The 20,011-nt window shown below is 70.0% G+C and carries 19 protein-coding genes; 6 read left to right on the forward strand and 13 right to left on the reverse strand.

All coding sequences use genetic code 11. From position 1 onward, the window contains the following. Positions 1–14 precede the first annotated feature (14 nt). The 6 genes from U5K29_10560 to U5K29_10585 form a co-directional block, all read right to left on the reverse strand. The gene (locus U5K29_10560) at positions 15–1,148 is read right to left on the reverse strand and encodes a serine hydrolase domain-containing protein (GenBank protein MDZ7678981.1); all 1,134 of its coding nucleotides are present in this window, start codon (positions 1,146–1,148) and stop codon (positions 15–17) included. Next, entirely contained in the window at positions 1,145–2,122 is a 978-nt protein-coding gene (meaB, locus tag U5K29_10565; protein ID MDZ7678982.1) for a methylmalonyl Co-A mutase-associated GTPase MeaB, read from the reverse strand. Before meaB ends, U5K29_10560 begins: the two co-directional genes overlap by 4 nt. Before the next feature lie 60 nt (positions 2,123–2,182). Then, positions 2,183–2,437 carry a NifU family protein gene (locus U5K29_10570; GenBank protein ID MDZ7678983.1) on the reverse strand — a complete coding sequence of 85 codons (255 nt, stop codon included), beginning with the start codon at positions 2,435–2,437 and terminating at the stop codon, positions 2,183–2,185. 122 nt (positions 2,438–2,559) lie between these two features. After that, positions 2,560–3,123 (reverse strand): alpha/beta family hydrolase, encoded by a 564-nt coding sequence (locus U5K29_10575; GenBank protein ID MDZ7678984.1) that lies wholly within the window; start codon positions 3,121–3,123, stop codon positions 2,560–2,562. Continuing rightward, positions 3,120–3,845 (reverse strand): hypothetical protein, encoded by a 726-nt coding sequence (locus U5K29_10580; protein MDZ7678985.1) that lies wholly within the window; start codon positions 3,843–3,845, stop codon positions 3,120–3,122. The genes U5K29_10575 and U5K29_10580 overlap by 4 nt, the downstream gene beginning before the upstream one ends. Positions 3,846–3,940: 95 nt before the next feature. Beyond that, the gene (locus tag U5K29_10585; protein MDZ7678986.1) at positions 3,941–4,822 is read right to left on the reverse strand and encodes a hypothetical protein; all 882 of its coding nucleotides are present in this window, start codon (positions 4,820–4,822) and stop codon (positions 3,941–3,943) included. Positions 4,823–4,901: 79 nt separating this feature from the next. Here U5K29_10585 and glpX point away from each other — a divergent pair, with 79 nt between their 5' ends. Further along, positions 4,902–5,912, forward strand: coding sequence for a class II fructose-bisphosphatase (gene glpX, locus U5K29_10590; GenBank protein ID MDZ7678987.1), 1,011 nt, complete (start codon positions 4,902–4,904; stop codon positions 5,910–5,912). On the opposite strand, the gene U5K29_10595 is transcribed toward glpX, so the two are convergent. Beyond that, entirely contained in the window at positions 5,888–6,868 is a 981-nt protein-coding gene (locus U5K29_10595; protein MDZ7678988.1) for a GNAT family N-acetyltransferase, read from the reverse strand. The two genes, glpX and U5K29_10595, sit on opposite strands and share 25 nt — an antisense overlap. A gap of 62 nt (positions 6,869–6,930) precedes the next feature. On the opposite strand from U5K29_10595, the gene U5K29_10600 reads away from it, so the two are divergent. Continuing rightward, the gene (locus U5K29_10600) at positions 6,931–7,740 is read left to right on the forward strand and encodes a PPK2 family polyphosphate kinase (protein ID MDZ7678989.1); all 810 of its coding nucleotides are present in this window, start codon (positions 6,931–6,933) and stop codon (positions 7,738–7,740) included. 79 nt (positions 7,741–7,819) lie between these two features. Continuing rightward, positions 7,820–8,215 carry a four-helix bundle copper-binding protein gene (locus U5K29_10605; GenBank protein ID MDZ7678990.1) on the forward strand — a complete coding sequence of 132 codons (396 nt, stop codon included), beginning with the start codon at positions 7,820–7,822 and terminating at the stop codon, positions 8,213–8,215. A 12-nt stretch (positions 8,216–8,227) separates the two neighbouring features. Here the strand turns inward: U5K29_10605 and U5K29_10610 are convergent, their stop codons facing one another. The 4 genes from U5K29_10610 to U5K29_10625 are packed head-to-tail and all read right to left on the reverse strand — an operon-like array spanning position 8,228 to position 14,335. Next, on the reverse strand, positions 8,228–8,938 hold the full coding sequence (locus U5K29_10610; GenBank protein MDZ7678991.1) for a TetR/AcrR family transcriptional regulator: 711 nt from the start codon (positions 8,936–8,938) through the stop codon (positions 8,228–8,230). Next, the gene (locus tag U5K29_10615; GenBank protein ID MDZ7678992.1) at positions 8,935–10,695 is read right to left on the reverse strand and encodes an acyclic terpene utilization AtuA family protein; all 1,761 of its coding nucleotides are present in this window, start codon (positions 10,693–10,695) and stop codon (positions 8,935–8,937) included. Before U5K29_10615 ends, U5K29_10610 begins: the two co-directional genes overlap by 4 nt. After that, positions 10,692–12,686, reverse strand: coding sequence for a biotin carboxylase N-terminal domain-containing protein (locus tag U5K29_10620; protein ID MDZ7678993.1), 1,995 nt, complete (start codon positions 12,684–12,686; stop codon positions 10,692–10,694). The genes U5K29_10615 and U5K29_10620 overlap by 4 nt, the downstream gene beginning before the upstream one ends. Then, positions 12,683–14,335, reverse strand: a complete 1,653-nt coding sequence (locus U5K29_10625; GenBank protein ID MDZ7678994.1) for a carboxyl transferase domain-containing protein — start codon at positions 14,333–14,335, stop codon at positions 12,683–12,685. Before U5K29_10625 ends, U5K29_10620 begins: the two co-directional genes overlap by 4 nt. 49 nt (positions 14,336–14,384) lie before the next feature. Between U5K29_10625 and U5K29_10630 the strand changes: the two genes are divergently transcribed. The 3 genes from U5K29_10630 to U5K29_10640 are packed head-to-tail and all read left to right on the forward strand — an operon-like array spanning position 14,385 to position 17,162. Beyond that, entirely contained in the window at positions 14,385–15,182 is a 798-nt protein-coding gene (locus tag U5K29_10630; GenBank protein MDZ7678995.1) for an enoyl-CoA hydratase-related protein, read from the forward strand. Further along, positions 15,179–16,006, forward strand: a complete 828-nt coding sequence (locus U5K29_10635; GenBank protein ID MDZ7678996.1) for a TIGR03084 family metal-binding protein — start codon at positions 15,179–15,181, stop codon at positions 16,004–16,006. Before U5K29_10630 ends, U5K29_10635 begins: the two co-directional genes overlap by 4 nt. 7 nt (positions 16,007–16,013) lie before the next feature. Next, on the forward strand, positions 16,014–17,162 hold the full coding sequence (locus tag U5K29_10640) for a nitronate monooxygenase (GenBank protein MDZ7678997.1): 1,149 nt from the start codon (positions 16,014–16,016) through the stop codon (positions 17,160–17,162). 39 nt (positions 17,163–17,201) lie between these two features. On the opposite strand, the gene U5K29_10645 is transcribed toward U5K29_10640, so the two are convergent. Beyond that, a complete protein-coding gene (locus U5K29_10645) occupies positions 17,202–18,752 on the reverse strand; it encodes an acetolactate synthase large subunit (GenBank protein MDZ7678998.1) in 1,551 nt (516 codons plus the stop codon). After that, positions 18,749–19,981 carry an FAD-linked oxidase C-terminal domain-containing protein gene (locus tag U5K29_10650; GenBank protein MDZ7678999.1) on the reverse strand — a complete coding sequence of 411 codons (1,233 nt, stop codon included), beginning with the start codon at positions 19,979–19,981 and terminating at the stop codon, positions 18,749–18,751. Before U5K29_10650 ends, U5K29_10645 begins: the two co-directional genes overlap by 4 nt. Between the last annotated feature and the right edge of the window lie 30 nt (positions 19,982–20,011).

Consider the following 20,011-nt stretch of genomic DNA (forward strand, 5'->3'; position numbering starts at 1 on the left):
GCACGGTTGGGGGCTCAGAGGCAGGCGTAGAGCGCGTCGACCAGGGCGCGGTTCCGGGGGCTCTGCCACCGGGGGACGACGTGGTTCATCACGTACCCGAAGGCGACCTCGGCGGTCGGATCGGCAAAGCCCAGCGCCCCTCCCGAGCCGTAGTGACCGAAGCCGCCGGGGTTGCGGCCGAAGGGGCGGTGCTCGGTCCACGGCTGCAGGCCGAGCCCGAAGGTGACGTCCTGGCCGAGCACCGGGCACGGGCCCGAGACCTGGGGGGTGATCGCCTCGGCCAACAGGTCGTCGCTGATGAGGCGCCCCGCGAGCAGTTCGGCGTAGAACCGGGCCACGCCCCGGGCCGACATGTGCCCATTGGTGGAGGGGACCTGGGCCCGGCGCCACTCCGGGGTGTTGACCACCCCCATCGACGAGTAGCCCGGGGGGTTGGCATAGCCGAGGGCGAGCATCTGGCGCTCCTCGTCGGCCCCGGTCGACATCGCGTCGGCGGCGGGCGACGACACCAGATCGAAGTGCACCTCGGCGCAGCGCGGATGTTCGGCATCGGGTACCCCGAACCAGAGGTCAGCGCCGATGGGATCGGCCACCGCCCGCAGCCCGGTGCCGGGAAGCTCCCCGGTCACGTGGCGGATGAGCCCACCGATCAGGTGCCCGAAGGTGTTGGTGTGATACACGTGGCGCTCCCCCGGCACGAACCACGGCCGGGTGGCGGCGAGGGCGGCGGTCATGCGGTCGAAGTCCCACAGGTCGTCGTTGGTGAGCGGCTCCCGGATCGCCGGCACCCCGGCCTGATGTGACAAGCCGTGGCGCACCGTCGCCCGTTCCTTGCCGTGCTGGGCGAAGTCGGGCCAGTACCGCGCCACAGGGGCGTCGAGCTCCACCGCTCCCCGATCGACCAGCGCCAGCAACAGGACCGACACGACCGCCTTGCCGACCGAGTAGGCGTTGACGAGCGTGTCCGAACGCCACGGGGCGGTGCGGGCGAGGTCGGAGTGCCCGCCCCAGAGGTCGACCACCGTCTCGCCGCCGACCACCATCGTGGCGGCGGCACCGAGTTCGCCGTGGTCCACGAAGTTCGCCTCGAACGCAGCCCGTACGCGCTCGAAGCCGGCCGCGCAGTACCCGTCGACGGGAACGGTCACCGGTGCCGTTCCGACTCCACGCCGAGCAGCTCGTCGGCGGCCGACCACGGGTCGAGCTCGCCGCGCCGGATCCGGGACTGCACCGCTTCGAAGGCGTCGCCACCGCAGAGCTCGTCGGCGCGGGCCCGGAGCCGTTCGGTCACGATGTGGGCGAGCTCCTCGCGGCGGCGCTCCTCGCGGCGGCGCTCGAGCTCGCCGCTGGCCTCGAGGTAGCTGCGGTGTTCGCCGATGGCGGACCACAGCTCCTCCACCCCATCGCCGTCGACCGCCACGGTGCCAACGATGGGCGGACGCCAGCCGCGCCCCTCGGTGAGCTCGAGCATGGCATCGAGGTCCCGGCGGGTGTCGTCGGCCCCCGGCCGGTCGGCCTTGTTCACCACGAACACGTCGGCGATCTCGAGCAGACCGGCCTTGTTGGCCTGCACGGCGTCGCCCCAGCCGGGATTGACCACCACCACCGTGGTGTCGGCCGCCCCCGCGACCTCGACCTCGACCTGGCCGACACCGACGGTCTCGATCAGCACCCAGGGTCGTCCCGCCGCATGCAGGAGGCGCACGGCTCCGGGCGTGGCCAGACCGAGCCCACCGAGGTGGCCGCGGGTGGCCATCGATCGGATGAACACCCCGTCGTCGAGGGCGTGGTCGGACATCCGCACACGGTCGCCGAGGATGGCACCGCCGGTGAACGGGGACGACGGGTCGACCGCCAGCACCGCCAGCTCGATGTCGTCGCGGCGTATCCGCCGAACCAGGGCGTTGGTGAGGGTCGACTTGCCGGCGCCGGGAGCCCCGGTGATGCCGACCGTGTAGCCGGTACCAGGGGCGGCGCTCGCGGCCGCGACACGAGCCACCGCGTGGGCCTCGGCGCCCCCTCGCTCGACCATGGTGAGCAGCCGAGCCAGCGCGCCGCGCTCGCCGGAGCGTGCGGCATCGAGCAGCCGGGCGGCCTCGGAGTCGGCGAGGGTCTCGGTCATCGCCGCAGGGTAACCCGATCGAGGCGGACCACGGCGAAGGGCCTCAGCACACCGCTGGGATCAGAGCGACACGGCGGTGCCGTCGGACACGGTGAGATCGCGCACCTCGGTCACGCCCTCGACCCGGTCGCGCAGGATCCGCTCGACGCCCGCCTTGAGGGTCTGGGTCGACGCAGGACAGGTCACGCACGCCCCCACCAGCTCGACGGTCACCACGCCCGCCTCCTCGTCGACGTCGTGCAGGACGATGTCGCCGTTGTCGGCTTGGATGGCCGGACGGATCACCTCGATGACCTTCTCGACCTTCTCTCGCACAGCGCTGCTCCTGAACCTGGTGGGTGGATCTGCCCCTCCAGCATGCCCGCTGGAGGACCGTTCTCACACCCCCGACCGGTCACACATCCTGGGCCAGGGTCGTACCGCAAGCCCCGGCGACGCTACAGGCGGTGGAGCCAGTCCCCGACCACCGCCACGATCTCGTCGTCGTGGCCCTTGACCTCGTGGCGGGCACCGTCGATCCAGTGCATCGTCACCGGTGCGGGGATGGCGGCCACGGCCTTCTGGAGCTCATCGGGGGTCCCGAAGGGATCGCGGGTGCCGGACACGAAGAGGCAGGGAACATCGAGGTCGGCAAAGTGGGCGATGCGCAGCTTCTCGGGCTTGCCCGGCGGATGCAGCGGATACGACAACAGCACCAGACCGGCCGCCGCTCGCCCCTCGGCCACCGCCATCGAGCACATCCGGCCACCCATCGACCGTCCTCCCAGCACCAGTGACCCCTGGTCGACCCCCAGCCGTTCGGCAAGGCCGTCGGCCTCGTCGTTCACACAGGCGATCAGCTTGGGCGCCCGGTCGGGGGCCTTGCGGCCCTCGCGCCGGTAGGGGAAGTCGATGCGGGCGACCGGGAGCGGGGCCAGAGCCCCCTCGAGCGCGACCAAGGTCTGGTGATCGGCACCGGATCCGGCGCCCGGGGTCAGCAGCACTCCCTCGGGGGTGCTCATGCCAGGAGGATGCGACGGGCCTCGGCCAGTTCGGCGATGCGACGAGCAGCCTCTTCGCTCGCTCCCCCGTGGTCGGGATGGGCGGCACGGAGCAGCTCGCGGAACCGGCGCTGGACGTCGCGCCGGTCGAGGTCGAACCGATCGAGACGGTCCGGTCCGACGGCGGGGTCGGCGTCGATCCCGAACACCTCGAGCGCCCACTGGAGGGGGTCGCCGGCAAGGCCCGCCAACACCGGGGCCACTGCCCTGTCGGCCAGGTGAGCAAGGAGTTGATCGCCGATCTCACCCCGCCAGTGGGCGCCCCGGCGGACGGTGTCCATCACCGGTCTGCGGTGCGCGGGGGCGAGCGTGGCGACCGCGTACACCGCGCCGAGGACCTGTTGCACCGGTGCACCCCGATCGTCGAGCTCGAGCGCGAGCTGCTGGCCCCTTGCCACCAAGCGGTGCGTGCTGCGCTGCAATCCGACCCGGTCGTGCTGGTAGCGGTGGCGGAGCCGAGGCTGGGAGATCCGGTGACCGGCCTCCACCTGGTGCATCAGCCGGTTCAACTCGTCGTGGAGCTCGGGGGCCACGGCTGCCACGTTGGCCGCCATCAACGCCCCCAGGAGCATCCCGCCAGGACCAGGATGAGGTTCGACCGGCAGGACGGCGTCGCCGAGAGCGACCCGACGCGTCGGAGCGATGGGTCTGGAGTGGAAGACCTCGAGCTCGGCGACGACCATGCCCGAAGGGTAACGGTGAGCCAGCCGGTTCCTGATGTCGGATCGAGAAGATCCAGCCCCGCACCATCCACCCCAACATCCACATCCTGGAGAACTCAGACGTAGTCGCGCAGGGTGCTGCGAAGCTCGGCCGCAGCGTCCTCGACCGCGTCGTCGTCGAGGCCACCGGAGTCGATCTGTTCGGTGAGCGCCCGGGCCTGCCCGAGGATCGCCTCCCACACCTTCGGCGAGAACCCGAACGGCAATCGGTGCTCGTCGGCCCTGGCCTTGGCCGCCACGAGCGAACGGGCAGCGTTGCCGTCGAGCGGGTTCCTGGCCAAGGTGTCCGCGGCGAGAAACATCTCCGAAAGCGTCTCCAGCGCCTCGGGGCCCTCGTCGTCGGCGGCCTCGTCGGCGTCGTCGCCATCCACGCCGTCGCTCAGCCGAGCAAAGATCGAGTCGACGGTCGCCTCGTGGTCGACCGCCACCACCAGGTCTCCGTCTTCGTCCCAGCCGTAGGGAACCTGGTTGCGGGCAAGCAGCTCCTCGAGTCGGTCGAGAGCATCGGCGGGCCAGTCCGACACCTCGTACCCGACCGTCTCCCCGATGGTCGCACCGGCGTCGGCCGCGGCGAGGGTCTCGTCGTCGAGTCCCACGCGCGCGTCGCCCCGGGCGACCACGGCGACCATGTCGTCCACCTGATCGCGCACGGTCCGGGGCGCCACCAGGGACGCACCCTGCCAGCCACGGGGGATCTCGGCACTGGACAGCATGCCGTCGAGCAGACGCCGACCCTCCATGGTCCAGGCGTCGAGCTCCCACACGGCATGGTCGCCGGTGACGCTGCTCGTGGTCGTCGACTCGGGAGCCGCGGTCTCGGCGGGAACCTCGCCCGAGTCGGCATCGTCGACCTCGACGAGGCCGATACCGCAGTCGGCGCACACGTCGACCGCGGCCAGGTACAGGTCGCCGCAGTTCGGGCATCGCTTCACTGCCATGGCCCCATCCTCGCACGCGCCCGACGTCGAGCTCTGATCCACATGGCCTCCTCGTGTGGCGAGTGGGTAGTGTCGGATCATGAGCGACGACTCCAGTGACGACCCCGGAGAGGCTCCGGACCGGAACCTTGCCCTCGAACTGGTACGGGTCACCGAGGCGGCGGCGCTCGCGGCCGCCCGCTGGGTGGGCAGGGGTGAGAAGGAAGGGGCCGACGGAGCGGCGGTGGACGCCATGCGCAAGGTCCTGGCCACGGTTCCGATGGACGGCACCGTCATCATCGGCGAGGGCGAGAAGGACGAAGCGCCGATGCTCTACAACGGCGAGCACATCGGCGACGGCAGCCCTCCCCGCTGCGACATCGCGGTCGACCCGATCGAGGGCACCACCCTCACCGCCAACGGCCAAGGTGGCGCCACCTCGGTCATCGCGGTCTCCGACCACGGGTCGATGTTCGATCCCGGTCCCATCTTCTACATGGACAAGTTGGCGGTCGGACCCGAGGCCAAGGGGCTGGTCGACATCGACCGGCCGGTGATCGACAACCTCAAGGCGGTGGCCAAGGCCAAGGGCAAGTCGGTGCGCGACCTCACGGTGGTGATGCTCGATCGACCCCGCCACGACGACCTCATCGCCCAGGTCCGCGAGGCGGGGGCCCGCATCCGCCTCATCGAGCACGGCGACGCTCCAGCGGCGATCGCCCCGGCCTGGCCCGAGTCGGGCATCGACGTCCTCATCGGCATCGGCGGTTGCGCCGAGGGTGTCATCTCCGCGGCGGCGCTCAAGTGCATGGGCGGCGAGCTCCAGGGACGGCTCCACCCGCGCGACGACGCCGAACGACAGGCGGCGATCGACGCCGGCTACCAGATGGACGAGGTCCTCACCACCGACAGCCTGGTGCGCAGCGAGAACTGCTTCTTCGCCGCCACCGGCATCACCGACGGCGAGCTGTTGCGGGGTGTGCAGTACGACTTCAGGGGTGCAACCACCCAGTCGCTGGTCATGCGATCCAAGTCCGGCACCGTGCGCCAGGTCAACGCCCAGCACCGCCTCGACAAGTTGCGAGACTACGCCTCGATCGAGTTCGACTGACCCAGATCGTCGGGACCCAACGCCCGCCAGAGGCGCGGGCCACCCGGGCCCGGCCGTTCGGTCCACCCACGAGCGGCGAGGGTCCGTGCCCCGGGTTCGTCGAGCGGGGGCAGCGCCTCGAGCACCGCCCCACCGTGGCGGGCCACGTCGTGCTCCACCGCGGCGACGAGGTGACCGGCGAGGCCCGTTCGCCGCGCGGCGGGGGCAACGAAGATGTGGTCGAGCACGGCTGCACGGCCGGCTTGGCGACCCCACGCAACACCCGCGACCGAGCCCTCCATCCGCCCGGCGACCACGATCGACCGCCAGTGACCGGTGGGCAGCGCGACATCGCACCCGTGGTCCACCAGGAACCGTCGGGCTTCGGGGTCGGCCAGCGTCGACACCGAGAGCTCGATCTCGACCCCGCCGGTGCCGATCATCCGGCGTGGCCCGAAGGCCGCATCCGCGGTGGGGACCCAGTGGCGTCCCCGGTCGGGGTCGGCCACCTGGGCCAACAGGTGCAGACGGTCGATCTCCACCTCCCGTTCGTAGCGACCCAGCAGACGCCGCACCGTGGCATCGTCCTCGGGTGAGAGCCCACGCGTCACCGTGACGTGGGGAACGTAGGGCCGTGTCTCGGGACGACCGAAGGGGCCGTCCCAGCAGGCGTCGCGCAGCGCAGTGACATGATCCGGAGACCCGCCGACCGCCAGGTAGATCACCGGGTTGCGGGGCAGGAACGTGTCGAAGGGACCAAGGGTGAGCCTCAACGGGGGGTCGACACCAGCAGCAGCCCGCCGCAGGATCGCCAACGTCTCGGGAACCTCGTCGTCACCGATGTTCACCGGTGGGACGAGGGTGATGTGGGGGGCGATGTAGCTCGGATCGGCTCCGAACGCCCGCCGGAGCCCGTCCACCTCGGGGGCCACCTGCTCGGGCAGGAGCAACGCCACCGCGAGACGAACCCGTGCCACCCGCCGGACGGTAGCACCACGGAGCCGACCACGGATTGCAGCGGTGCGCTAGACACGGGGCGATGGACACCGAGCGATTCCGTGTACGCCCCGGGGCGATCGTCGATCTGGCCGACTTCTCACCCGACTCGACCGACGGCTTCGACGGCGAGAAGGACGACGCCAAGGACTGGAGCGACGACATCTCCGAACGTCTCAGCGAGCTCCAGGTGCTGCTCCACGCGACGAAGGCGGCGCGGCTGTTGATCGTGCTCCAGGGCATGGACACCTCGGGCAAGGACAGCACCACTCGCCGAGTGTTCGACGCCGTCAACCCACTCGGTATCCGGGCAGCCGAGTTCAAGCGTCCGACCGAGGTGGAACTGGCGCGCGACTACCTCTGGCGGGTCAACATGCAGATCCCCAAGGACGGCGAGATCGTCATCTTCAACCGCAGCCACTACGAGGACGTGCTCGTCGTTCGTGTCGAGGATCTCGTTCCCCGTGAGCGATGGGAGAAGCGGTATGGGCACATCGTCGACTTCGAACGACGGCTGACTGACGAGGGCACCATCATCCGCAAGTTCTTCCTGCACATCTCCAAGGACGAGCAGAAGGAGCGTCTGGAGGAGCGGCTCGAGAACCCCACCAAGCACTGGAAGTTCGAGCACGGCGACCTGCGCACTCGCGAGCGGTGGAACGACTACCAGGAGGCCTACCGCGTGATGCTCGAACGGACGAGCACCAACACCGCCCCCTGGTACGTGGTGCCCTCGGACCGCAAGTGGTTCCGCGACCTGTTGGTCGGCCGGGTCCTGGTCGAGACGCTCGAGCACCTGAACATGGATTGGCCCGAACCCATCAAGGACCTGAGCAAGATCACCATCGACTGACTGACCTCGGTCAGCGGGCGATGAGTGAACCGGGCGCGTTCCGGGCAGGTGAGGGTCACGCGACAGAAAGAGGTGCTTCATGGGACTTGCCGACGTGCTCGCCGACCACCCGAACAAGGACACGTTCGATCTGGCCGAGATCACCCGGGCGGTGCAGGCCTGCTTCGAGTGCGCGGCGGGATGCACCGCCTGCGCCGATGCCTGCCTCGCCGGGGACGACGTGGCCGACATGCGCCGCTGCATCAAGCTCGACCTGATCTGTGCCGAGATCTGCGCGGCGACCGGCCGCGTGCTGAGCGGTCCCGGACCTGGCGGCGATTCGTGGCGTCAGCTGGTGGAGGTGTGCGCCCGTGCCTGCGCCGAGTCTGCCGAGGAGTGCGGCTCGCACAGCGACGAGCACTGCCAGCGGTGCGCCGACCTGTGCCGCGAGTGCGAACGGGCCTGCCAACAGCTCCTCGCCGCCGCGTCGGGCTGAGGCGGCCCGCTCTTAAGCCCGTCCGGCGCGGCGCACCGACGACGCCTCGGCGCTCGACGAGTCAGACCGCAGACCCTGAAGGCCTCGAAGGATCACGTCCACCACCTCGTCGGCGGCTTCTTTGGGCGAGGAGCAAAGGGTGGAGATCACTTCGGCTCGTGAAAAGTCGCGACCGACACCAGCCATGACCCTGGCGAGGGCCGCGGTGTCCACCGGGGAGATGTCGCCGCGCTCGATCGCGAGGTCGAGCAGACACCGTGTGATCCCCACGATGTAGTCGGAGTGCGCTTCGTACATGTCCCTGCCGGCGGGGATCGACGCGAGGTCGCGGGTCACTGCCGGAGTCACCGAGACGACGGCGACCGTCGCGGCACGCAGGTACGAACGGATCGCGTCGAGCGGGGCCATGTCCTCGTCGAGGGCACTGGCCGCGCGGCGACCGACCCGCCAGAGGTTGCGGTCGACCACCATCAGGACCAGCTCGTCGCGGCTGGGTGCGAGCTCGTACAGCGTGCGCAGCGAGCAGCTCAACCGCGACGCGATCTCAGCCATCGTCAGGTGGGTGAAGCCGTTCTCGAAGAGGCCTCCGAGCTGGTCGAGGATCTCCCGCTGGCGGCTGGTGAGGGCTCGCTCGCGCTCACGGTCGAGCAACGGGGCAGGCCGGGGGACCGACTGCAGCCGAGCCTGGAGGTCGGCCCTGGTGGTCGGGGTGCCGGTGCTCACCGAATGAGCACAGCAGGCAGGTCGACCACGCGGGCCCGGAGCCACTCGCCGAGGCTCTTGGCCTGGCCGTCCTGGCGGGTCGACGCGGCGACCCCTTCTTCGAGCAGCCCCACGATCACGAAGTTGAGGGACCGCAGGGCGGGCAACCGGTGACGCTGCACCTCCAGCTCGGCGGTTTCTGCCAGCAACAGCTTCAGCCGGTCGACGGTGAGGAACTCGTCGAGCCAGGCCCACGCCTCGTCGCTGCGGACGAACACACCCAGGTTGGCGTTGCCGCCCTTGTCGCCCGAGCGGGCCCCGACCACACGACCGAGTGCGACACTGACCGTCTCCCCCGCGGGGGCTGGCAAGCTCGGGCCGGGTGCGGGCACGACCTCGACCGAGTCCTGCGGAGCTACCGACTCGATCACGGTCGCTCCCCCATCGAGCATCCGGACGTGCTGGGGGACCAGCTCGGCGGGGACGAGTGCCGGTCGGTAGACGCCGTAGGGGCTGCCGGCCGACGGGCCACCACCGACCGCGAAGAACCCGGGGATGTTGGCCAGCGCCAGCTCGATCATTGCGTTGGACACCGCCCGGCCGACCTTCGACTCGTCGGGATCCTTCACGCTGATCCGCCACAGCGCCACGGCCTCCTCGTTCGTGGCCGGGTCGGCCTTGTCGGTGCGGACCAGCCTGGTGGTGACGCTCGCGAAGTCCTCGGGCCCGTAGCGGCAGGCGGCCCAGAACCCGGCCTCGACCACGGCGGCCTTGGCCTCGATGTCGAGCCCGGTGAGCGCGACCCGCAGATCGTTGCGGAACCCCCCGAGCTCGTTCATCGCGACCTTCAGGGTCGTCGGCGGTGGTTCGCCCTTGGTGCTGCTGATGCGTACCCGGTCGGGTCCTGCCTCGCTCAGTTCGATGGTGTCGAACCGGGCGGTCACGTCGGGTCCGAGGTACGCGGGACCGGCGATCTCATAGAGCAGCTGGGAGGTGACCGTCCCGATCGACACCTGACCGCCGGTGCCGTCGTGCTTGCCGATCACCGTCGAACCGTCGGCGGCCACCTCGGCCCACGGGAAGCCTGGCCTGGTGAGGTCGCCGACCTCGGTGAAGAACGAGTAGTTGCCACCGGTTGCCTGCGCGCCGCACTCGATGACGTGGCCGGCGACGACCGCGCCGGCCAGCGCGTCCCAGTCGTCGCGCGCCCAGCCGTGGTGCCACGCGGCCGGTCCGCAGACCACCGCCGCGTCGGTGACCCTGCCGGTGATGACGATGTCGGCCCCCTGGCCGAGGGCGTCGACGATCCCCCAGCAGCCGAGGTAGGCGTTCGCGCTGATGAACCTGGAGGTGTCGCCGACCGGCTCACCCGTGTCGAGGTTCGCGAGGTCGACACCCGCCTCGATCAGCTCGTCGAGGCGCGGGAGCAGGTTGTCGCCGCTCACATAGGCGATCTTCGGGGCCAAGCCGAGCCGGTCGGCGACCTCGGCGACCGCCTCGGCGCAGCCGTCGGGGTCGAGCCCACCGGCGTTGGACACCACCTTGATGCCCCGATCGAGGCAGGTGCGCATGACCTGCTCCATCTGGGTGACGAAGGTCCGAGCGAAGCCACCGCGAGGCCGTCTGGCCTGGGTGCGGGCGAGGATCAGCATGGTCAGCTCGGCGAGCCAGTCGCCGGTGAGCACGTCGATGGGGCCGCCCTCGACCATCTCGGCAGCAGCCGAGAGCCGGTCGCCGTAGAAGCCGGAGCAGTTGGCGATGCGGACCGGATTGGTCACGATCCCTCCTCGGGTTGGTCGTCGGTGGCGGTCGCATCGAGCGGTTCGACGGCAAGCAGCACGTCGCCTCGCTGGACCTGGCTGGCGTCCTGCACGTTGACCTCGGTGACGGTGCTGGCGACAGGCGCGGTGATCGGGTGCTCCATCTTCATCGCTTCGAGCACGACGAGGACCTGGCCGGCCACCACCTCGTCGCCGACTGCGACGCGCACGTCGCGGACCACCCCCGCCATGGGTGCTTCGAGGCCTCCGGCCGTGGCGATCGATTCGGGGGCCGAGAACCGGGGGGAGATGTAGAGGGTGACAGTCCCGGACCGGCACTGGACGTGCAGCCGGTCGTCGATGTGGGTGACCCGGCTGGTGCTGCGATGCCGGTCGACCTCGACGTCGATGGCGTCGAGAGTCCAGCGGTGCACCCGCGCCTCCCCGCCGGAGCCGAGCCGGAACGAGCCGTCGCGCAGGGACTGGTAGGTGATCTCGACCGTCCGGCTGCCCACGGTGAACATCGTCTTTTGCGCCGGCAAGCGAGCGTTGCGCCAGCCGCTGGGCAGCCCGGCGAGGACCGGGGTGTTGGCCCGGTTGAGGCCCTGCAACCACAAGGCGGCGACGGTCGCCGCCTTTTCGAGGCCCTGATCGTCGAGGTCCTCGGGCACCGGGTCGACCCGATCGATGAAGTCGGTCGTGGTGTCACCGGCCAGAAAGGCGGGTTCGCGCAGGGTGGCCGCGAGGAACGACCGGTTCGTGATCATGCCGCCCAGGTGCAGGCGTTCGAGGGCCAGGGCCAGGCGGCCGGCCGCTTCGGCCCGGGACGGGGCGTGGGCGATGACCTTGGCGAGCATCGGGTCGAACTGCACCCCGATCACCGAGCCGGCCTCGACGCCGGTGTCCCAGCGCACCGCAGGTTCGGCCGCGGGTTCGAACGCATCGAGGGTGCCCGCCACCGGCAGGAATCCCGCGGCGACGTCTTCGGCGTAGAGCCGGGCCTCGACGGCATGCCCGGACCAACCGATGTCGTGCTGCTCGTAGCCGAGCGGCTCGCCGGCCGCGATGCAAAGCTGCTCGCGAACGAGGTCGAGCCCGGTCACCGCCTCGGTGACCGGATGCTCGACCTGGAGGCGGGTGTTTACCTCGAGGAAGAAGAACTCGCGGGTGGCTTCGTCGACGAGGAACTCGACGGTGCCTGCCGACTGGTAGCTGAGAGCCCCGGCGAGGGCGAGCGCGGCCTCGCCCATCGCCTGGCGCATGGCCGGGTCGACGACCGGCGACGGCGACTCCTCGATGATCTTCTGGTGGCGGCGCTGGATGGAGCACTCGCGCTCGCCGAGGTGCAACAGGTTGCCGTAGCGGTCGCCGAGAATCTGGATCTCGATGTGGCGGGAACGGGCCACGTAGCGTTCGAGGAAGATCCGGTCGTCGCCGAACGCGCCGGCGGCCTCGCGCTGGGCTGCCGCGACGGCCTCGTCGAGTTGGGCAGGGGCGTGGACGATTCGCATGCCCTTTCCGCCACCACCGGCGGCGGCCTTCACGAGCAGCGGGTAGCCGATGTCGCCAGCGTCGGCCACGACGTCGGAGGAGGGGAGCGTCGGGACCCCTGCTTCGACGGCTGCACGCTTGGCGGCGAGCTTGTCGCCCATCGCGTCGATCGCCACAGGCGACGGTCCGACCCAGAGGAGCCCAGCGTCGATCACCGCTGTGGCAAAGGCACCGCTTTCGGCCAGGAACCCGTAGCCAGGATGGATGGCTCCGGCGCCTGTACTGCGGGCGGCATCGATGATGGCTCGGGCATCGAGGTACCCGCCCGGGAGTCGTACCGCCTCGTCGGCGTCAGCGACGAAGGGTGCGCCGGCGTCGGCGTCGGAGTAGACGGCGATGCAGCGCATGCCCATCGATCGCGCGGTCCGAAAGATCCGCCGGGCGATCTCGCCTCGGTTGGCAACGAGCAGCGCGGTGATGGGTGTGGTGGCCGGTGTGGTGGTCGCTCCCTCGTTCACAGCCGGAACACCCCATAGCTCTCGGTTCCCTCGATCGCCTTGTTGCGCACGACCGAGAGGCAGAGCGCGAGCACCGTGCGTGTGTCGCGTGGGTCGATGATCCCGTCGTCGCTGATCGCACCGGTGGCTCGGAGTGCGAGCGAGCCCTCCTCCTGGATGGCTTCGACCATCTCGGCCACCTTGGTGTCCTCCTCCTCGTCGAAGGGCACACCGTCGCGTGCCGCCTGGCCTCGCCGGACGATCGACATGACCCCGGCGATCTGCTTGGGGCCCATCACCGCGATCTTGGCCGTCGGCCACAGGAACGTGAAGCGGTTGCCGAACGCCCGGCCAGACATGCCGTAGGTGCCGGCGCCATATGACGACCCGATGATGACGGTGAGGTGCGGAACCGTCGAGGCGGTCACCGCGTTGATCATCTGTGAGCCCTTCTTGATGATCCCACCGGCCTCGAAGTCGCGTCCGACGATGTAGCCGGTGACGTTCTGCAGGAAGAGCAGGGGGACGTCGATCTGGTTGCAGAGCTGGATGAAGTGAGCTGCCTTTTCGGCGGACTCGGGGTAGATCACCCCGTTGTTGCCGAGGATCCCGATGGGGTACCCGTGGATCGAGGCCCAGCCGCACACCATCGATCGCCCGTAGCGGGGCTTGAACTCCTCGAAGCGAGAGCCGTCGACGACCCGGGCGATGACGTCGCGCACGTCGACGGGCTGTTTCAGATCGCGGCTGACGATCCCGAGCAGCTCCTCGGGGTCATAGATCGGGGGATCGGGACGAAACGTCGGGTCGGGCCCGGCCTTGCGCCAGTTGAGGTGCTGCACGACCTCGCGGCAGGTGCGCAGCGCGTCGAGCTCGTCGACCGCGTAGTAGTCGCCGAGGCCGGAGACCTCGGCGTGCAGGTCGGCACCCCCGAGCGTCTCGTCGTCGCTCTCCTCGCCGGTGGCCATCTTCACCAGTGGCGGTCCGGCGAGGAAGATCTTGGACTGCTCCTTCACCACGATGACGTAGTCGGAGAGGCCCGGCTGGTAGGCGCCACCCGCGGTGGAGGATCCGAAGACCACGGCGATGGTGGGGATCTCCATCTTGGACAGCTCGATCAGCTCGTAGAAGAAGCGGCCGGTCTCGGCGAAGTGGTCGACCTGAACCCGGCGACCACCTCCATCGCCGCCACCTTCGGTGTTCACCCGCAGGTCGGCTCCGGCGGACTCGACGAAGCTGACATAGGGCATCCGGTTGTCGCGCGCGATCTCGAGCGCACGGCTCCACTTCTTCGCGGCGTAGGGGGTGAGCGCCCCCCCGAGCACCGACGGGTCGTTCGCGAGGATCACGCACTCGGTGCCCGCGATGACGCCGATGCCGATGATCATCCCGCCGCCGATGGTGTACGCCGACTCGTACGCGGCCAGCGGGCTGATCTCAAGGAACGGCGTGTCGGGGTCCAACACGTTGGCGATGCGCTCGCGCACCGGCAGCTTGCCCCTGGACCGCAGCCGCTCCATCCGGCTCGGCCCCCCGCCGGCTTCGGCCTCGTCAAGCAGCTCGTCGATGACCGCGAGCTGTTCCTGCATGTCGGAGCGGTTCTTGGCGAAGTTCTCGCTCGTCGTGTCGAGCGTCGAGCGGATCGGTGCCGCGAGCATCGTCGGGTTCATGAGGAGAAGGTATTGCGGTAATCCGCAAAGGTCAATATTATCCTGTGGGATGATCACCGACACACCCGACCCCTCGCCCGTGCGGGTCGAGGTCGCTGACGGGGTAGCCACCATCACCCTGGCCGACCCCGACAACCGCAACACGCTGACCCAGGCGATGATCGGCGCGCTGCTCGACGGGTTGGAGGACGCGAACGCCGACCCATCGGTGCGGGTCATCGTGGTCACCAACGATGGCCGGGTCTTTTGCGCAGGCGCCAACCTCAGCGAGCAGTCAGGTGCACAGCCTGGCGCGAAGGGTGCACGCGGCTTTCCCGAGCTCCTGGGCGCGATCCAGACCTCGCCGACCCCGGTGGTGGGGCGGCTCGACGGGCACGCGGTCGCCGGTGGGGTCGGGCTCGCCGCAGCGCTCGACATCTCGATCGCCCGCGACGACGTGCTCCTCGGTTTCACCGAGGTTCGCGTCGGGGTGATCCCGGCGATCATCTCGGTGGTCTGTCTTCCCAAGATGCGACGGGGCGATGCGCTCGAAGCGTTCCTTCGGGGTCGGCGCTTCCCGGCGGCCGAGGCAGCCGAGATCGGCCTCATCAACAGGGCCGTCCCTGCGGCCGAGCTCGACGCCGCGGTGGCCGAGGTCGTCGACGACCTGCGGCACGGCGGCCCGAACGCGCTCGCCGGGGCGAAGGCGCTCGTCAACGAGATCCCCTCCTTACCGATCGACGAGGCGTTCCGCGTCACAGCGGCCCGTTCATCCGCGCTGTTCGGCACCAACGAGGCCGCCGAGGGGATGGCGGCCTTCCTGGAGAAGCGACGTCCGTCCTGGGCGCAGGCAGAGGAGGCGACATGACCGTCGATGTGAAGCGCGTGGCCGCGGATCTTGCCGCGGAGCAGGAGGTGCTCGATGCGGTGGTGTCGGCCCTCGACGACGACCAGTGGCGCCTCGACACACCGAGTGCCGGCTGGACCATCGCGGATCAGATCGGCCACCTCACCTACTTCGACGGCGTCGCCGCCCAAGCCATCGAGGACCCGCAAGGCTTCGCCGCCAGTCGCGACGAGCTGATGGCGGCCTCGCTCGACGGCGGCGCGGACGCGGCGGAGGACTTCATGCTCGGCAGGTACCGCGCCATGGCTCCGCCCGAGCTCCTCGCCGCCTGGCGGGACAACCGCAGCCGCCTCGCCCGTGCTGCCGCGGGACTGAGCGACGGCGACCGGATCGAGTGGTACGGCCCGTCGATGGGTGCCAAGTCGTTCCTCACCGCCCGGTTGATGGAGACCTGGGCGCACGGCCAGGACGTTCTCGACGCCGCGAGGAGCGCGGGTGTCCACGCGCGGCGCGAGCCCACCGATCGGCTTCGCCACATCGCGCAGCTCGGTGTGATCACCCGGGCGTGGTCGTACCTCAACCGGGGCCTGGACGTGCCCGAGGACGAGGTGCGCGTCGAGTTGGAGGCCCCGTCCGGTGACACCTGGACCTGGGGTCCTGACAACGCGACCGATGTGGTCCGCGGGCCGGCCGAGGACTTCTGCCTGGTCGTCACCCAGCGCCGCCACCCGCACGACACGCGCCTAGCGGTCCAGGGCGACCTGGCCCGCGACTGGCTCGCTCACGCCCAAGCCTTCGCCGGTCCACCCACCGAAGGCCCCGTCGCCACCTCCCTACCCGAATGAGGACACCATGCGTACCGACGTGACCGACATGCTCGGCATCGAGTTCCCGATCTTCGCCTTCTCGCACTGCCGCGACGTGGTCGCTGCGGTGTCGAAGGCCGGCGGTCTCGGGGTCCTCGGTGCCGTGTCGCACACGCCCGAGCAGCTCGAGATCGACCTCGACTGGATCGAGGCCGAGATCGGCGACCGGCCCTACGGTGTCGACCTCATCGTGCCCGCGAAGTACGCCGGTGACGAGACCGGTGGCTACACCATGGACGACGTCCGCGCGCTGATCCCGCCCGCGCACCAGGAGTTCGTCGAAGACATCCTCCGCCGCTACTCGGTCCCCGACCTGCCCGAGGATGAGGACCCTGGCGGAGCTGGGCTGGACTTCAGCGACAAGGTGCACGTTCCGTTCTCTGCGTCCTCGGCTGGCCCACAGCTCGAGATCACCTTGGCCCATCGTGCCGCGTTCGTCGCCAACGCGCTGGGCCCGCCTCCGCAGTTCCTCATCGACCGGGTGAAGGAGGAGGGTCGGCTCGTCGGTGCCTTGGCCGGTAAGGCGGTTCACGCCGAGCGCCACGTCCAGGCCGGTGTCGATATCATCATCGCCCAGGGTTACGAGGCGGGTGGCCATACCGGAGAGATCGGATCCATGGTCCTCATCCCCGAGGTGGTCGACGCGGTCGCGCCGGTCCCCGTGCTGGGTGCTGGTGGTATCGGTCGGGGCCGCCAGATGGCCGCGGCGATGGCCCTCGGCGCGCAGGGCGTGTGGTGCGGTTCGGTCTGGCTCACCACCGACGAAGCCGAGACTCAGCCAGTGGTGAAGGAGAAGATGCTCGTCGCCACCTCCGACGACACGCTGCGCTCGCGCTCGCTCACCGGCAAGCCCGCCAGGATGCTCAAGTCGGCCTGGACCGAGGAGTGGGAGCGGTCCGACACCCCAGAACCGCTCGGCATGCCGCTCCAGCCGATCCTGGCGTCGCGTGCGCAGCGGCGCATCAGCCGGGGCGCGTTCACCGCTGGTTCGGATGCTGAGAAGCTAGCCAACTACTTCGTCGGACAGATCGTCGGCACCATGAACCAGCGCAAGACCTCGAGCCAGGTGGTGTTCGAGATGCTCGACGAGTTCATCGAGACCGTCGAGCGTCTCGGCCGCCTGCTCGAGAGCTGAGATCGCCGCCGGGGCCCAGTTGGCTGACGCTTGTCTGGTCTACCCGGCCGCGAGGACGGCGTCGATCAGGTGCGGGCCCGGTTCGTTGAACGCCCGGGCCAGCGCGGTGTTGAGCTCGTCGGCCGTGGTAGCGGTGACCGCGTCGACGCCCATGCTGCGAGCCAGTCCCGCGAAGTCGAGGTCGGGGCGGCTGAGGTCGAGCATGTCGAGCGCCTTCGGGCCGCCGGCGCCGGCGCCCACCCGGTTGAGCTCCATGTTCAAGATGGCATAGGCCCGGTTGGTGAAGACGATGGTGGTCACATCGAGCCTCTCACGAGCTTGGGTCCACAACGCCTGGAGCGTGTACATGGCGCTGCCGTCGGCCTCGAGGCACACCACCGGACGATCGGGGCACGCCAGGGCGGCTCCGGTGGCGAGGGGGATGCCGATGCCGATCGAGCCGCCGCAGTTGGTCAGCCAGTCGTGAGGCGGGCAGCCGGCGGTGGCTCCTGCGGTGAACAGGCCCGACGTGTTGGCCTCGTCGGCGACGATGGCCCCTTCGGGCAGCAGCGCCCCGAGGGTGAGCGCGACCGCCTCCGGTGTGAGAGCACCGCCCGGGAGGTCGGGACGGGCAGCGGCGGGCCGGGTGATGTCGTGGCTGGCGCCGAGGCGGTCGGCGAGGTGGGTCAGCGCCTGGATGGCGTCGTCGCCACCTTCGGCGAGCACATGCACCTCACAGCCCTCGGGCACCAGGTCGCTCGGCTTGTCCGGGTAGGCGAAGAACGACACCGGCGAGGGGGCCTCGACGAGGACGAGGTGGCGGGTCCCTTCGAGCTGGGCGAGGGCCATCTCGCCGAGGTAGGGGATGCGATCGACCGCTGGGATCCCCGCACCGCGCTGGAGTCGTGCCGGGAAGGTCTCGGCCATGAGGCGGGCCCCGGTGGCCGCAGCCACCCGCGCCGCGGCGACGAGCCCGTCCTCGCGCGTCGCGCGACCTCCGAGGAGCAGCACGGCAGGCTCACCGCCGCTCAACGCCTTGGCCACTGCCTCGACGGCGTCGTCCCCGACGATGGATCGAGCCGGTGGCGCCTTGGGTGTTGCGGGGGCGGCACCTTCGTTCCACGACACGTCGGCGGGCAGCACCAGCGTGGCCACCTGGCCTGGTGGGGTGGAGGCAGCAGCCACTGCATCGGCCGCATCGGTCGCGAGGTGCTTGGTGCTGGTGCTGCGCCGGTACCAACCCGATACGTTGCGGGCCACTCCCTCGATGTCGGATTGGAGCGGCGCGTCGTAGCGCTCGTGGTAGGTGGCGTGGTCACCCACGATGTTGACCACTGGCGTGTTGGCCCGCCGGGCGTTGTGCAGGTTGGCCAGGCCGTTGCCGAGACCGGGCCCGAGGTGCAGCAGCGTGGCGGCCGGGCGGTCGGCCATGCGGCCGTAGCCGTCGGCGGCGCCGGTGATCGCGCCTTCGAACAGGCCGAGCACCGCCCGCATCTCGGTGACGTCATCGAGGGCGGCGACGAAGTGCATCTCGGAGGTGCCGGGGTTGGTGATGCACACTTCGACCCCGGCGTCGGCGAGGGTGGCGATGAGCGCTCGGGCTCCGTTCATGCTGTCTCCTTCCCACCATCGCCGAGGAGCGTGGCCGGGTTCATGATGCCGGTGGGGTCAAAGGCTGCCTTGATGCGGCGCATGAGCGCGACCTTGGCTGGGTCTTCGAGATCGAGGAAGTAGCTGCGCTTGGCGGTTCCGATGCCGTGCTCTCCGGAGATGGCACCACCGAGCGACAGCCCGATGGAGAACAGCTCGGAGAGGGTGGCCGAGCGCACCTCGGTGTCGGGCTGGAACACCGAGAGGTGGACGTTGCCGTCACCGGCGTGACCGCACCCGGCGATCAAGGTGCCGGTTCGCTCGGCCAGGGCGGTCACCTCGGCCATGAACGTGGCGATCGACGCCCTGGGCACCACCACGTCGATGATGTCGTGGGCGCCCGCGGCCTTGGCGAGCCAGAACGCCTTCTCGCGGGCTTGGATGAGCTGGGTGCCGCTCGCCGGTGGCAGCACGTACACGTCGATGGCGCCGAGGGTGCTCATCAGCTCGGCAACCGACTGCACGTCCTCGTCGAGGCGGTCGGCGTGGTGGTCCTCGAGCATCACGACCAGGTAGGCGAGCGCCGTGTCCTTCACCTCGTCGGAGATGCCCAGGTCCATGCCGGCCCGGGCGCTCATGGCTGCCAGGGTGCCCTTGTCGATGTACTCGAGGATGAGCGGGTCGACGCCGCTGGTGATGACCTTGGGCACTGCGGTCATGACCTCGTCGAGGCTGCGGAACGGTGCGAGCAGCGTGGCGGTGTTGGCGGGGCGGGGGTAGACCCGCAGCGTGGCCTCGGTGACCAGCGCCAGGGTTCCCTCAGAACCGATGATGAGCTGGGTGAGGTCGTAGCCCGTGGAGGACTTCACATAGCGCCCTCCGGTGCGGATGACCTCGCCGCCGGGGAGCACGGCTTCCAGGCCGAGCACCTGGTGGCGGGTGACACCGTACTTCACGGCGCGCATGCCGCCGGCGTTGGTGGCGACGTTGCCGCCGAGGCTGGCGCTGTACTCACCAGGGAACACCGGGTAGATCAACCCGTGCGCGGCGAGCACGGTGTCGAGCTCTTGGAGGGTGACGCCGGGTTGGACCACCGCCACGTGGTTGTCGGTGTCGACCTCCACCACCTCGGCCATGCGTTCGAACGACACCACGATGCCGCCTGCCACCGGGATGGCGGCTCCCGACAACCCTGTGCCGCTGCCCCTGGCGGTGACGGGGATGGTGTGCTCGACGGCAAGGCGGAGCACCTCGGCCAAGCCTCGATCCACCGATCGACC

The organism is Acidimicrobiales bacterium (assembly GCA_034521975.1).
Classification (GTDB): Bacteria; Actinomycetota; Acidimicrobiia; order Acidimicrobiales; family SKKL01; genus SKKL01.

Bases quoted from the DNA above. Each gene is read 5' to 3' on its own strand.
- U5K29_10630 (MDZ7678995.1), top strand. From the start codon at position 14,385: ATGATCACCGACACACCCGACCCCTCGCCCGTGCGGGTCGAGGTCGCT.
- U5K29_10605 (MDZ7678990.1), top strand. From the start codon at position 7,820: ATGGGACTTGCCGACGTGCTCGCCGACCACCCGAACAAGGACACGTTC.
- U5K29_10600 (MDZ7678989.1), top strand. From the start codon at position 6,931: ATGGACACCGAGCGATTCCGTGTACGCCCCGGGGCGATCGTCGATCTG.
- U5K29_10625 (MDZ7678994.1), bottom strand. From the start codon at position 14,335: ATGAACCCGACGATGCTCGCGGCACCGATCCGCTCGACGCTCGACACG.
- meaB (MDZ7678982.1), bottom strand. From the start codon at position 2,122: ATGACCGAGACCCTCGCCGACTCCGAGGCCGCCCGGCTGCTCGATGCC.
- U5K29_10635 (MDZ7678996.1), top strand. From the start codon at position 15,179: ATGACCGTCGATGTGAAGCGCGTGGCCGCGGATCTTGCCGCGGAGCAG.
- U5K29_10645 (MDZ7678998.1), bottom strand. From the start codon at position 18,752: ATGAACGGAGCCCGAGCGCTCATCGCCACCCTCGCCGACGCCGGGGTC.
- U5K29_10580 (MDZ7678985.1), bottom strand. From the start codon at position 3,845: ATGGTCGTCGCCGAGCTCGAGGTCTTCCACTCCAGACCCATCGCTCCG.
- glpX (MDZ7678987.1), top strand. From the start codon at position 4,902: ATGAGCGACGACTCCAGTGACGACCCCGGAGAGGCTCCGGACCGGAAC.
- U5K29_10575 (MDZ7678984.1), bottom strand. From the start codon at position 3,123: ATGAGCACCCCCGAGGGAGTGCTGCTGACCCCGGGCGCCGGATCCGGT.
- U5K29_10585 (MDZ7678986.1), bottom strand. From the start codon at position 4,822: ATGGCAGTGAAGCGATGCCCGAACTGCGGCGACCTGTACCTGGCCGCG.
- U5K29_10640 (MDZ7678997.1), top strand. From the start codon at position 16,014: ATGCGTACCGACGTGACCGACATGCTCGGCATCGAGTTCCCGATCTTC.